This is a genomic window from Heyndrickxia sp. FSL K6-6286 (assembly GCF_038630395.1).
GTDB classification, from domain to species: Bacteria; Bacillota; Bacilli; order Bacillales; family Bacillaceae_C; genus Heyndrickxia; species Heyndrickxia oleronia.
Map to the genome: position 1 here is coordinate 1,771,166 of NZ_CP152029.1, position 13,321 is coordinate 1,784,486.

16 protein-coding genes are annotated in these 13,321 nt (G+C 35.9%); 15 read left to right on the forward strand and 1 reads right to left on the reverse strand.

Annotated features, from left to right (window positions below):
- The 6 genes from MHI39_RS08890 (at window position 1) to pheA (ending at window position 4,285) form a co-directional block, all read left to right on the forward strand.
- The gene (locus MHI39_RS08890) at window positions 1-330 is read left to right on the forward strand and encodes a ribosomal-processing cysteine protease Prp (RefSeq protein WP_058002043.1); all 330 of its coding nucleotides are present in this window, start codon (window positions 1-3) and stop codon (window positions 328-330) included.
- Window positions 331-342: 12 nt separating this feature from the next.
- Window positions 343-633: a 50S ribosomal protein L27 gene (gene rpmA, locus MHI39_RS08895; RefSeq protein ID WP_058002044.1), complete on the forward strand. Its 291-nt coding sequence runs from the start codon at window positions 343-345 to the stop codon at window positions 631-633.
- Between the two features lie 334 nt (window positions 634-967).
- Window positions 968-1,501, forward strand: a complete 534-nt coding sequence (locus MHI39_RS08900; protein WP_078109884.1) for a Spo0B C-terminal domain-containing protein — start codon at window positions 968-970, stop codon at window positions 1,499-1,501.
- A gap of 53 nt (window positions 1,502-1,554) precedes the next feature.
- Window positions 1,555-2,844 (forward strand): GTPase ObgE, encoded by a 1,290-nt coding sequence (obgE, locus tag MHI39_RS08905; protein WP_342541122.1) that lies wholly within the window; start codon window positions 1,555-1,557, stop codon window positions 2,842-2,844.
- Window positions 2,845-2,929: 85 nt separating this feature from the next.
- Window positions 2,930-3,385, forward strand: a complete 456-nt coding sequence (locus MHI39_RS08910) for an ACT domain-containing protein (RefSeq protein WP_058002047.1) — start codon at window positions 2,930-2,932, stop codon at window positions 3,383-3,385.
- A 27-nt stretch (window positions 3,386-3,412) separates the two neighbouring features.
- Window positions 3,413-4,285: a prephenate dehydratase gene (pheA, locus tag MHI39_RS08915; protein WP_058002048.1), complete on the forward strand. Its 873-nt coding sequence runs from the start codon at window positions 3,413-3,415 to the stop codon at window positions 4,283-4,285.
- Window positions 4,286-4,319: 34 nt separating this feature from the next.
- Here pheA and MHI39_RS08920 read toward each other — a convergent pair whose 3' ends face one another.
- Complete coding sequence (locus tag MHI39_RS08920) at window positions 4,320-4,865, reverse strand: transcription repressor NadR (protein WP_139254931.1); 546 nt, start codon at window positions 4,863-4,865, stop codon at window positions 4,320-4,322.
- A gap of 216 nt (window positions 4,866-5,081) precedes the next feature.
- Here MHI39_RS08920 and safA point away from each other — a divergent pair, with 216 nt between their 5' ends.
- From safA to yajC, 9 genes are all read left to right on the forward strand, one after another.
- Window positions 5,082-6,467 (forward strand): SafA/ExsA family spore coat assembly protein, encoded by a 1,386-nt coding sequence (safA, locus tag MHI39_RS08925; RefSeq protein WP_328797903.1) that lies wholly within the window; start codon window positions 5,082-5,084, stop codon window positions 6,465-6,467.
- On the forward strand, window positions 6,460-7,440 hold the full coding sequence (locus MHI39_RS08930; RefSeq protein ID WP_342541124.1) for a phosphotransferase: 981 nt from the start codon (window positions 6,460-6,462) through the stop codon (window positions 7,438-7,440). The genes safA and MHI39_RS08930 overlap by 8 nt, the downstream gene beginning before the upstream one ends.
- Window positions 7,441-7,550: 110 nt before the next feature.
- The gene (locus MHI39_RS08935) at window positions 7,551-8,276 is read left to right on the forward strand and encodes a YhcN/YlaJ family sporulation lipoprotein (protein WP_216385756.1); all 726 of its coding nucleotides are present in this window, start codon (window positions 7,551-7,553) and stop codon (window positions 8,274-8,276) included.
- Window positions 8,277-8,396: 120 nt separating this feature from the next.
- A complete protein-coding gene (locus tag MHI39_RS08940; protein ID WP_071977004.1) occupies window positions 8,397-8,951 on the forward strand; it encodes a BofC C-terminal domain-containing protein in 555 nt (184 codons plus the stop codon).
- Between the two features lie 100 nt (window positions 8,952-9,051).
- Window positions 9,052-9,663: a Holliday junction branch migration protein RuvA gene (ruvA, locus tag MHI39_RS08945; RefSeq protein WP_071977005.1), complete on the forward strand. Its 612-nt coding sequence runs from the start codon at window positions 9,052-9,054 to the stop codon at window positions 9,661-9,663.
- Window positions 9,664-9,707: 44 nt separating this feature from the next.
- A complete protein-coding gene (gene ruvB / locus MHI39_RS08950) occupies window positions 9,708-10,709 on the forward strand; it encodes a Holliday junction branch migration DNA helicase RuvB (RefSeq protein WP_071977006.1) in 1,002 nt (333 codons plus the stop codon).
- A gap of 46 nt (window positions 10,710-10,755) precedes the next feature.
- A complete protein-coding gene (gene queA, locus MHI39_RS08955) occupies window positions 10,756-11,784 on the forward strand; it encodes a tRNA preQ1(34) S-adenosylmethionine ribosyltransferase-isomerase QueA (RefSeq protein ID WP_071977007.1) in 1,029 nt (342 codons plus the stop codon).
- A 74-nt stretch (window positions 11,785-11,858) separates the two neighbouring features.
- Window positions 11,859-12,998, forward strand: a complete 1,140-nt coding sequence (gene tgt / locus MHI39_RS08960) for a tRNA guanosine(34) transglycosylase Tgt (protein ID WP_071977008.1) — start codon at window positions 11,859-11,861, stop codon at window positions 12,996-12,998.
- Between the two features lie 20 nt (window positions 12,999-13,018).
- Window positions 13,019-13,303: a preprotein translocase subunit YajC gene (yajC, locus tag MHI39_RS08965; protein WP_058002058.1), complete on the forward strand. Its 285-nt coding sequence runs from the start codon at window positions 13,019-13,021 to the stop codon at window positions 13,301-13,303.
- Window positions 13,304-13,321 lie beyond the last annotated feature (18 nt).

A 13,321-nucleotide genomic window follows, 5' to 3' on the forward strand; every position in this document is an offset into this window, starting at 1 on the left:
ATGATACATGTTCAAATTAAGCAAACATCTGGTGGGAATATTTCATCTTTTAAGATGAAGGGACATGCCGATTTTGCTGAAAAAGGCCAAGATATCGTTTGTGCAGGTGCTTCAGCTGTTTCATTCGGTGCGATTAATGCCATTATGGAATTGACTAAGATTGAACCCATGATTACACAATCAAATGGTGGCTTTCTTGAATGTACAATCCCTGATCATTTATCTGCTGATGAAGAGGAAAAGGTACAATTACTGTTACAAGGGATGGTCGTTTCATTACAAACGATTGAACGCGATTATGGTAAATATATCAAAATAACCTTCGGGTAGGAGGTGGAACAAATGTTAAGATTAGATCTTCAATTTTTCGCATCTAAAAAGGGAGTAGGTTCTACAAAGAACGGTCGTGACTCTATCGCGAAGCGTCTTGGCGCGAAGCGTGCGGATGGTCAATTAGTAACTGGTGGATCCATTCTTTACCGTCAACGCGGTACAAAAATTTATCCAGGTGAAAACGTTGGCCGTGGTGGCGACGATACTCTATACGCAAAAGTTGATGGTATCGTACGTTTCGAGCGTATGGGCCGTGACAAGAAAAAAGTGAGCGTATATCCTGTTGCACAAGAAGCTTAATATGACGATTAAAAAACTCTAATCGATTGGATCGGTTAGAGTTTTTTTTATCAAGTATAAATTCCATATAATTTGGTCCAACATTAACCTGTTTAAGGTCCTTCCAGCTAGTTTATTTCAACAGGTCTTCTTCCTACAAAAAAAGGCAACACCCTATCCTCTTTGTGTTCCCTGAATTGGTGAAGAGACTACAAAGGTGAATTGGGCATCTCAAATTTCACTCAACTGTACGCTGATAAACAAGCTTCCCATGCTTTTTTATTATATGCATTAAAATCCGTCTTTTGATATACTAATCAAAAGAATGATATGAATGTAATAGGAGAATCTATTAATGGAAAATTGGACGGTAGTTGATGTGCTACGCCATGCACGTCATGATTGGATGAATAGGCTTCAATTAATAAAAGGGAATATAGCATTGAATAAAATAGATAGTGTAGAACGAATTTTGGAAGAAATGATATTAGAGGCACAACAAGAATCTAGGCTTTCAAATTTAAAACTTCCTCATTTTGCAGAAATTCTTCTAACATTTAACTGGAAACCCCATCCATATCATATGGAATATGAAATACTTAATGAAAGTGGGGGCCTAACGGTCGATGATCAATGGTTATCTACTTGGATTCAATCATTTTTTCATATTCTTGACAGTGCTGTCGAACCTTATCAGGAAAATTACCTATCCATTACTTTTGAACGTTTTCAAGGTAAAACACGTTTTGTTTTTGATTTTAATGGAACAATAAAGGAACAAAAGCTGTCAATACTTAGTCAATGGTTTGCTGCTCAAAAAGAAATTGTTGAAGATGTAAAGATTAAAGAGATGGATATTTTGCATTTTTCTGCTGAATTTATATTGTAAGTTTTAAATATATTTCTTACATAATTAATATTAACAATAAGGGTGGTACTTCTATGTTTGTCGATCAAGTGAAAATTTACGTAAAAGGTGGAGACGGTGGAAATGGTATGGTTGCCTTTCGCCGTGAAAAATATGTGCCTAAAGGTGGACCCGCAGGTGGAGACGGTGGGAAAGGAGCAAACGTCGTTTTTGTTGTTGAAGAAGGACTTAGAACCTTAATGGATTTTAGATATCAACGACATTTCAAAGCAAACCGAGGAGAACACGGCATGTCAAAGGGCCAACATGGCCGAGGAGCCGAAGATATGATTGTAAAAGTTCCGCCTGGTACAGTCGTGAAAGATGATGATACAAATGAGATCATTGCTGATTTAACGGAGCATGGGCAACGTGCAATTGTTGCTAGAGGAGGTCGTGGAGGAAGGGGAAATATCAGATTTGCTACCCCAGCTAATCCGGCACCTGAGATATCCGAGAATGGGGAACCTGGCCAGGAACGATATATTGTACTCGAGTTAAAGGTTCTTGCTGACGTAGGGCTAGTAGGTTTTCCAAGTGTAGGTAAGTCTACACTATTGTCCATCGTTTCTGCGGCAAAACCTAAAATAGCGGAATATCATTTTACAACAATTGTTCCCAATTTAGGAGTAGTAGAGACGGGGGATGGCCGTAGTTTTGTAATGGCTGATTTGCCTGGATTAATTGAAGGTGCACATCAAGGTGTTGGATTGGGCCATCAATTTTTACGTCACATTGAAAGGACACGAGTGATTGTCCATGTGATCGATATGTCTGGATTAGAAGGAAGAGATCCATACCAAGATTATCTAACGATTAATCAGGAATTAAAAGAGTATAATCTGCGTTTAATGGAAAGACCGATGATAATTGTTGCTAACAAAATGGATATGCCTGATGCGGAAGAGAATCTAGCAAAGTTTAAAGAACAAATGAAAGAGGATTATCCAATCTTCCCTATATCAGCTATTACTCAAAATGGGTTAAGAGATCTATTATTTAAGATTGCAGACCTTTTAGAAACAACACCTGAATTCCCTATCCATGAAGTAGTAGAGGACGAAGAAATTAAACGTGTGATTTACAAGCATGAAAAACAAGAACAAGAGTTTGAAATTACAAGGGAACCTGATGGTAGTTTTGTTGTAACAGGTGAAAAGCTGGAAAAACTATTTAAAATGACAAACTTTACTAGAGATGAATCAGTTAGACGATTTGCTCGTCAATTGCGTTCAATGGGTATCGACGATGCTTTAAGACAGCGCGGAGCAACAAATGGTGATATTGTAAAAATAATGGAATATGAATTTGAATTTATTGAATAATTGTATGGGTTGTCTGATAAGGGAGCAAACCGTTCGCTTATAGACAACCCTTGACTAAATTTTAGTACTACTGGAGGAAAGATCGTTGGGGAAAAAAGAGGTAGACTATAAATTTATACTAGTACGTGAAGACGTATTACCAGAGGCAATGAGAAAAACTCTTGAAGTAAAAGAGCTTCTTGAAAGGGGAAAAGCCGAATCTGTTGCTGATGCTGCACAGAGTGTTGATCTAAGTCGAAGTGCTTTTTATAAATATCGTGATACTGTATTTCCATTTCATTCCATTGTTAAGGAAAGAATGATTACTTTATTTTTTCATTTGGAAGATCGTTCTGGTACCCTACATGAGTTATTAGGAATTATCGCCACATCCTTATGTAATATATTAACGATTCACCAAACTATTCCTATTCAAGGACGTGCGAATGTTACCATTACCTTAGAGGTATCAGATATTATGATAAGTCTTGATGAATTGTTGTCTAAATTAAGACGCTTGGATTTTGTTGATAAGGTAGAGATACTAGGTTCGGGAGCATAAGAAATGAATATAAGGAGGGAGAAATAGATGCGTGTAGGTTATTTAGGGCCAAAGGCCACCTTTACAGATATTGCTGTCCAGAATACTTTTCCCGATGCAGAACGAATTGCATATACAACAATCCCTGATTGCTTAAATGCCGTTAAATGTAGGGAAGTAGATGTTGCTATTGTTCCATTTGAAAATGCGTTAGAAGGGACTGTTCACCTCACCATTGATTATTTATATCATGAAATAAATCCACCAATTAGAGCTGAAGTCATAGTCCCAATACAGCAACATTTAATGGTCCATCCTTTGCAAACCAATAATTGGACTGAAGTAGAGAAAATTTTATCACATCCACATGCCCTTGCCCAGTGTCATCAATTTCTGCATCAACAGTTTAGGGGGGTCACTCTAGAGCAATTCACTTCGACTGCTGCAGCTGCTAAGTACATAAGTGAACATCCAGAATTGAAGTTAGCTGCAATTGCAAATGAAATGGCTGCAGAAAAATATCATTTGCAAATTGTTAAAGAAAATATTCATGATTACCATTTCAATCATACACGGTTTATCGTATTAGCTCATGAAGATGTGAAGGTTAATAAAGAGCTTAAGCCTTTGTATCAAAAAACAACAATTATGGTAACTCTACCATCAGACAGAGCGGGTGCTTTACATCAAGTTTTATCAGCATTTGCCTGGAGACAAATTAATTTAAGTAAAATTGAATCAAGACCATTAAAAACCGGTTTAGGCCACTATTTTTTTATGATAGACATTAATCATGAAATGCAAAATCAATTAGTAAAAAATGCTTTAGAGGAAATCGAGGTACTTGGTTGCAAGGTGAAAGTATTAGGTAGTTATTCCTCATACAATGCAGTGAATCATGAGAAAGAGGTAGTCTCATAAGGGGTATTAAATTCCCTTCTGTGAGACCACCTCTTTATTCTTGAACATTAATTAAATAACCTGCATGTTTTAATTCTTCTTCTACTTTATGCAGTTGAGCTTCTTCCTTGGCTACAATCGTATGAATATGCACACCATGTGTTAAATTTGATAAGTAAACCGCTTGGGTATCTTTTACTTTTGAAATGAACTGTTTCACATCTTTTCGATTTGAAACCATGATAGAAGCTGTTAAATCACCGTACACAGGATGCTCAATTTTGACATCTTTTACTGTAACCCCATGGTCAACAATAAGATTAAGTTCTTCTTCTGCTTGCTCTGGGGTATGGAAGCAGGCAATTGTTTTTTCAAATAGCTGATTATCATGTGCATGACGTAAATATATATAACCTTGACTTGTAGCTACTATCGGTTCATTCTTTGCCTTTAGCAAGGTCATATCATTTACAATGACCTGGCGACTTACATTGGCTTTATTGGCTAAGTCTGCACCTGTTATCGGACTATTGCTTGTCATTAAAATATTTAATAAAAATTGTCGTCGATCTTCACCAAATAATTTTTTTTCCGCAGTCAAAAAAATAGACTCCCTTCTAGAATCCTTGTTATATAAGGATTCTACCATAATTTGTATACCCTTTAAACCATTTTACTTTCTAAATTTATAAGCCACATCCAATATGTAATAAGGCATATTTTATTTTGTTGAAACATAAATTTTTTTTGAAGATTATTAGCACTTTGCCCATTTTAACATAGACTATATGGACTTATGCCTGAGGAGGGGAAATGAGTGAAGATCCATATTGTTCAAAAAGGCGATACTCTGTGGAATATTGCTAAAAAATATGGCGTTAATTTCGAGGAATTAAAGAAAATGAATGCCCAATTATCAAACCCGGAAATGATTATGCCTGGTATGAAAATTAAAGTACCAACGACCGGTGGAACAATTAAGAAAGAAATGGTAAGCCCAGTAAAGGAAATGCCTAAGGCTGAACAACCATACAAGGAACAACCTAAGGCAGTACATCCCTATAAGGAGAAGCCTACACCGACACTTCCAGTCCAAAAGGAAATAATAAAAGAGGTTCCAATAGAAAAAAAGGAAACCATTTATACGCCGATTATGCCTCAACCAGTTATTCCGGAAATAGATATTAATAATTATTACACAATGAATATGTCACAAATGCAGGCCCAAGTGCAAGCTCCACAACCATTTGTTCCACCACCGGTACATGAGGAAAAAGTCGAGAGTCCGATTGAAATGCCCATGCCAGTTCAAGAGGAGTGTGTTGAAATGTATCCGACTGTACCTTTTATGCCAGTAGCTGATTGTGGCTGTGGCCCAACACCTTATCCATACCATCAGCCATATGGCTTTCAAGCACCTATGGGGCAATATCCAATGGCACAAGGACCCGGAATACCAATGGGACAATTTCCTATGGCTCAAGGAGGACCTGTAGCACCAATGGGGCAAATGCCACATGAACAATGTGTACCGTATCAGCAAGTCATGCCACAATCTATGGGGGCACATCCAACTGCCGTGCCTGAAGCAGGTAATTGGATGTATGAAGATGAATCATCTTCTTCATCGATTCCAATGATGGCTAATCCTGGTATGCATCAAGGTGCCTATTATCAAGATCCACAATCAGGTTATTCTGGTATGAATCCTATGGAATACCAACATTTTAACCAAGGAGTCTACCCACCAGCAAATGAAGGGCAATACCCAAATATGCCACCAATGCAAACAATGCCATATAATCCTTATGAGCAACAACAAATGGGAATGTATGGAATGAGACCGAATAACCCTCAATATTATAGTCATCAACATTATGGGCACCACCATGATGATCATCACTATGATCATGACCATGATCACGACCATGATCATCACTATGATCATGATCATCATGGAACGGATCATGGCCATATGTATAGTCATCCTTATGGCCAACATGGGCACTACGGTCAATATGGACACTACGGACACTACGGTCAATATGGTCAACAACCATATGGCCAGCAACCATATGCCCAATATTCTTGGTATCCAAATGAAATGAATTATGGTCATATGTATCCTGGTACCCCATATTCGCAGGGCTATCCAGGAGGTTACCCATTCCCAAGACAAGAAGACAGTGATGATTTTGAGTAATTATAGCACTGGAGACGGACTCGAAAATCGTCTCCTTCTTTCTTTGTCTACAATTACAGGAGAAAAGTTTAGATATATAAAAAAAATTAAAGATGGGATATGGCTTTGCTATACAGATAGTAGTAAATGGATATTAAAGGAATTCTTTTCAGAAGAAAAATTGTTCAATCAAATTCATTTTGTTGAACAACTCTTTAAACATGACTTTTATTTTACATATCAATTTCATCCTATTCATCAAGAAAAAATCATAAAATTTGATCAACGTGTATTTGCTTTAGTTAAGTATTTAAAAAAAGGATCTACCTTTACGTATCAAACCTTTAGTGAGAGAACTAGTGCATTAAAATTACTCAAGCAATTTCATGAGACAACAAGTCAGTTTCGAGACATATTTAAACCAAACTTAACAGTATTTGATCAACAAATGAAATGGGAGCAACGCTTAAAAGAGTTTATAGCTAACATCCCACTACTAATAAATTTTATCCCGACTTATTATTTAAACAAGTATGTAGATTGGGCAAAATGGGCATTATCTCAAATGGAGCGAAACAAATCTTTTTACAATGAAGGACCAAATTGTATTATTCATGGTGATGTCGCTCACCATAATTTTCTACTCAATCGATATCAGCAATTATATATCATTGATTTTGATCTCATCCAACTTGCAAACCCTATGATCGATTATTTGCAATTCGCAAATCGAGTTCTTCCTAATATTTCTTGGTCTTTAACTCGTCTAAGACGACATCAACTATTAAGCCCCTATCTAGAAATGAAAGAATTTTTAATTGCATTAATATTTCCCACAGATATTTTACGTGAATGGAATCGATATGTAAGATTAACATTAACTAAAAAAGAAGAAGGAAGTAAACCTCAATTACTGACTTATTTAAAAGAAATAACCTTAAACCATTTCAATATGAGGAGAATATTTACAGAAGAACTGGCCAAATCAATATGAGGAATGTTAAGGGAATAAAACCAATTACAAATAGTATAGAATAACCCCTTCTTCACAAAATATTAGTGAGCATTTTTGCTCTAGGTTAAATTTTAGGGGGGGGGAACTGTTTGAATAAAAAACTGATAGTTGCACCCATTGCTTTATTTTTAATAAGTGGTTTAGCCGGTTGTGGACAAAACCAGGATAATGCAGGTAATACTCAAAACAAAAGTAATTTTCAACCTGTTGGGTACCACACTAATAACGCACAATATATTGATCATGATGGACCCATGCAAGAATTGATGGATTATACGTTTGGACGCGAAGATAATATAAAAAATAATAATCATTTACTTCCTTCCGGACATCCAGATGATTATGATCATCATGTGCAATCACCATTAACTCAATATGATACAAACTTTCGTGTTGTTAATCGTGATAGGCATCTACGTGACATTAATTATCATGGACATTTAAATCAGAGAAATTCTGCTGCCAAATCCTCTTATTATACAGCTTATGAAGGTGCACTGGCAGAAAAAGTAGCGAATCAAGCAGCAGCTGTGACGAATGTTTCAGATGCACGTGCATTTATTTATGGCGATAAAGTATTAGTTTCACTTGTTCTGAAGGATGATAATAATGCTAAGCAAACGAAAGTAAGAGTAAAGCAAGCGGTACAGCCTACACTTGGTAATCGCTCATTACTTATTACATCTGACCTTGGCACGTATTATCGTGTTCGTCAATTGGATAATGAATTAAGGAATGGTGGCCCGAAGGACGCGGTTAAATTGGATGCGAAACATTTAATCGAATCCCAAAATATAGAACGAAATCGAGAATAAATATACTGACAAGAATAGTGGTAAAATCACTATTCTTTTTTTTATTATTGGATAATTTGATTAGAGTATGGTCATACTAACCACGTATAAACATACTTCCTTTTATTGAGGTGACAAACTATGAATTTTTTTGTTCGAATCGTCTTTGTATGTGTCATAGTATTGAGCGTATTCTATTCTTATTTATTGCAAGATGATCGCGAACAGGTAAAAGAAAATAAGACAGATAGTCAACCTAAATCGATTGAAGTTGCAACGAATCCTAAGAATAAAACTATAATATTAGAAAGAGTGTATATAGATGGGGAAGTAAGTGAGGAGATATTAAAAGAAAATGTAGATACCATTGAAGAAATAAAAGGAAAATATCAAAATTGGAATATCATCCAAATGGATGAGGAACAAATCGTATTACAGAAGAAAGTGAATGATATTTCCCCTTTACTAAAAGCGAATGGATATTTCGGTATTTCCGATAATGGGATTATCTCTATTTTTAATGGTAAGCCGAAAAAAGCAGATATCATTCAGTCATTCTTTCAAATAGATATTAAAAAACTAGAAGGTAAAAAACAAGAAGAGTTGAAAAAAGGAATACCAATCAAATCAAAAGAAGATTATGATAAGGTTCTTAAAGCGCTAAAACCTTATTCTATTCAAACTCAAGTGGAGTAAACCGGATCTAAAATGATCCGGTTTTTTTATGTTCGTATTTACACATCTATTAAATGATTATGTTACAATGAAATGTAGCAAAGATGAGGAGAGAAGTAGTTTGTATGAATATATTATTGGAACAATAGGAATGGTGACTCCTGAAAATGTAGTTGTTGAAAATAATGGTATAGGATATCAGGTATATACTCCCAATCCATTTGTTTTTTCAACCACTCAAAAGGAGCCTGTTAAAATATACATATACCAGCATGTACGGGAGGATATTATTGCTCTATATGGCTTTCAAACAATGGAGGAAAAAACCCTGTTTAAAAAACTGTTAAATGTTTCTGGAATTGGTCCTAAAGGAGCTCTTGCTATCCTAGCATTTGGTGATCCTATGCAGGTGATAGGCGCTATTGAGGACGAGAATGAAGCATTTTTAGTTAAATTTCCTGGGGTTGGAAAAAAGACTGCTCGACAAATGATTCTTGATTTAAAAGGAAAATTACAGGATGTTGTACCTGATTATTTTCCAAATTTATTTAATAGTGATCGAGTAGAACAAGCTTCCCATACCTCCACACAGTTTGAAGAGGCAATATTAGCATTAAAAGCCCTTGGATACTCTGATAAAGAAATTAAGAAGATTTCATCAGACTTAAAACAAGAAAACTTAACTACCGATCAGTATATAAAAGTAGCATTGAAAAAATTAATGAAGTCATAGGCTAATGACAATTTTCACTAGCATCTTCAAAAGGAGGGAGTTATATGGAAGATCGAGTGGTATCGGGAGAAGCGACTGAGCATGAACAAACATTTGAACAAAGCTTACGTCCACAGAGCTTATCTACCTATATAGGTCAGGAAAAAGTGAAAAACAATTTAGCAATTTTTATAGAAGCTGCTAAACAAAGACATGAATCGCTAGATCATGTTTTATTATATGGTCCTCCGGGTCTAGGGAAAACGACATTAGCCGCTGTTATTGCAAATGAAATGGGGGTTAATATGCGTACAACTTCCGGGCCGGCTATAGAACGACCTGGAGATTTAGCAGCTATATTAACAGCATTAGAACCTGGTGATGTATTATTTATTGATGAGATTCATCGCCTACCTCGTTCCATTGAGGAAATTCTTTATCCAGCTATGGAAGATTTTTGTTTAGACATAGTGATTGGAAAAGGACCAGGGGCAAGATCAGTACGATTGGATTTACCCCCTTTTACTTTAGTAGGTGCAACTACACGGGCAGGTGCTATTTCTGCACCATTAAGGGATCGATTTGGTGTTCTTTGTCGTTTGGAGTATTATAATGAAAAACAACTGACTGATATTGTTATAAGAACGTCTGAAATATTAAATACTGAAATAGAGGAAATAGGAGCAATAGAAATTGCTAGACGCTCTCGCGGAACTCCACGGATAGCCAATCGATTATTGCGCAGAGTTCGAGATTTTGCCCAAGTTAGAGGTGATGGAATAATTACTTTAGATTTGGCAGATTACTCACTCGAACTCCTCCAGGTCGATCGTCTTGGATTGGATCATATTGACCATAAATTACTAAAAGGAATAATTGAGAAATTTCGTGGTGGACCTGTAGGACTAGAAACGATTGCCGCTAGTATTGGAGAAGAGCCGGATACGATTGAAGATGTTTATGAACCTTATTTAATGCAAATTGGTTTTCTTCAACGTACACCAAGGGGAAGAATGGTGACAAATTTAGTTTATCAGCATTTTCAGCTCGAGATGCCGATGAAATAGTTTTTAATGATTAGTAAAAAGTGAAAAATAATATGAAGGTGACAACATGAAAATTGACTTATTTGATTTTAATTTACCAGAATCTTTAATTGCTCAAACCCCATTAAAGAATCGGTCTGATAGCCGTTTAATGGTATTAAATAAACAAACTGGTGAAATTGAACACCAAGTTTTTAAAAACATAACAAAATACTTAAAGCCTGGTGATTGTTTAGTTTTAAATGATACAAAAGTTTTACCTGCCAGATTATTTGGGATTAAAGAGGATACTGGGGCAAAAATTGAAGTATTATTATTAAAACAAATGGAAAATGATCGATGGGAAACATTGGTTAAGCCAGCAAAAAGAATAAAAGTAGGCTCAGAAATCGTCTTTGGCGATGGAAAGCTAAAGGCAAGATGTATTGCGGAAAAAGATCATGGTGGAAGAATAATAGAATTTCATTATGAAGGAATATTTTATGAAGTATTAAATGAACTTGGAGAAATGCCATTACCGCCTTATATAAAAGAGCAGTTAGAAGATCGGGATCGATATCAAACGGTCTATGCGAAAGAAACCGGTTCTGCTGCTGCTCCGACAGCTGGACTGCATTTTACTGAAGAGCTTCTTACGGAAATAAAAAACATGGGTGTCCATATCACATTTTTAACTTTACATGTTGGACTAGGTACTTTTAGACCTGTTAGTGTTGAAGATATTCATGAGCACGAAATGCATGCTGAATTTTACCAAGTATCTGAAGAAACAGCTGATTTAATTAATCGTGTAAAACAACAGGGGGGTAGAATCATTTCAGTTGGAACAACTTCTACAAGAACTCTAGAAACAATCGCAAGTGCAAATAATGGTAAAATTATTGCTACAAGTGGATGGACAGATATTTTTATTTATCCAGGCTATGAATTTAAAGGGATAGATGGAATGATTACGAATTTCCATTTACCAAAATCAACATTAATTATGCTAGTTAGTGCCTTAGCAGGTAGACAAAATGTCTTACATGCATATGAAGAAGCAGTAAACGAAAAATATCGCTTTTTTAGCTTTGGCGATGCGATGTTAATTATATAATCGATTTGTATTAAATATTTCGCTGTTAACCCTGATGGCGTTTTAGGATTTGTATATTGGAAGGAGAATCATCTTTGACTGCAATTAAATATGAATTAATTAAAACATGTAAGCAAACCGGTGCCCGATTAGGGAAAATCCATACACCACACGGTTCTTATGATACACCTATGTTTATGCCAGTTGGCACTTTAGCAACAGTTAAAACTATGTCACCTGAAGAATTAAAACAAATAGGATCAGGTATCATCCTGAGTAATACCTATCACCTATGGCTTCGTCCTGGGCATGAAATTGTAAAGGAAGCGGGTGGACTACATCAATTTATGAATTGGGATCAAGCCATTTTAACAGATTCCGGTGGATTTCAAGTTTTTAGTTTAAGTGATTTTCGAAAAATTGAGGAAGAAGGAGTATATTTTCGTAATCACTTAAATGGGGATAAGTTATTTCTTTCTCCAGAAAAATCAATGGAAATCCAAAATGCACTCGGTTCTGATATTATGATGGCTTTTGATGAATGTCCACCATTCCCAGCAACACATGAATACATGAAAAAATCAGTTGAACGTACTTCTCGTTGGGCAGAACGCTGTTTGACTGCCCATTCAAGAAAGCACGATCAAGGATTATTTGGAATCGTTCAGGGTGGAGAATACGAGGATTTAAGAAAATTAAGCGCCAAGGATTTAACATCTCTAGATTTTCCTGGTTATGCTGTCGGTGGGCTATCTGTTGGAGAACCAAAAGATGTGATGAATCGTGTATTAGAATTTACAACTCCACTACTTCCAACAAATAAACCAAGATATTTAATGGGGGTTGGTTCACCAGATTCGTTAATTGATGGGGCAATTCGAGGCATTGATATGTTTGATTGTGTACTACCAACGAGAATTGGTAGAAACGGAACATGTATGACGAGCACAGGTCGATTGGTAATTAAAAATGCCAAATATGCTAGAGATTATAGGCCTTTAGATGAAAATTGTGATTGCTATACTTGTAAAAATTATTCACGAGCCTACATCCGTCACCTAATAAAATGTGACGAAACGTTCGGAATTAGACTTACAACTTACCATAATCTCTATTTTCTGATACAATTAATGCAACAAGTCAGACAAGCCATAAAGGAAGATAGACTTGGTGATTTTCGAGAAGAATTTTTTGAGCAATATGGATTTAACCGTCCGGATGCGAAAAATTTCTAAAACTGAAAGGAGGGAAATGAATGGGGAATTTAGGTGGATTAATACCTATTTTAATCATGTTTGTCCTATTTTACTTTTTGCTCATTAGACCAAATCAAAAAAGACAAAAATCTGTTCAAATGATGCAAAATAATTTGTCAAAAGGTGATAAGATTGTGACAATTGGCGGATTACATGGAACTGTCGATGCAATTGACGACAGACAAATTGTAATTAAATGTGGAGATGGAAGCCGTCTTACATATGATCGTTCTGCGATTAGAGAAGTAACAGAATCAGCAGCTTCTTCTCCTAGCGCTGAATAATGTATTACAAAAAAAGAA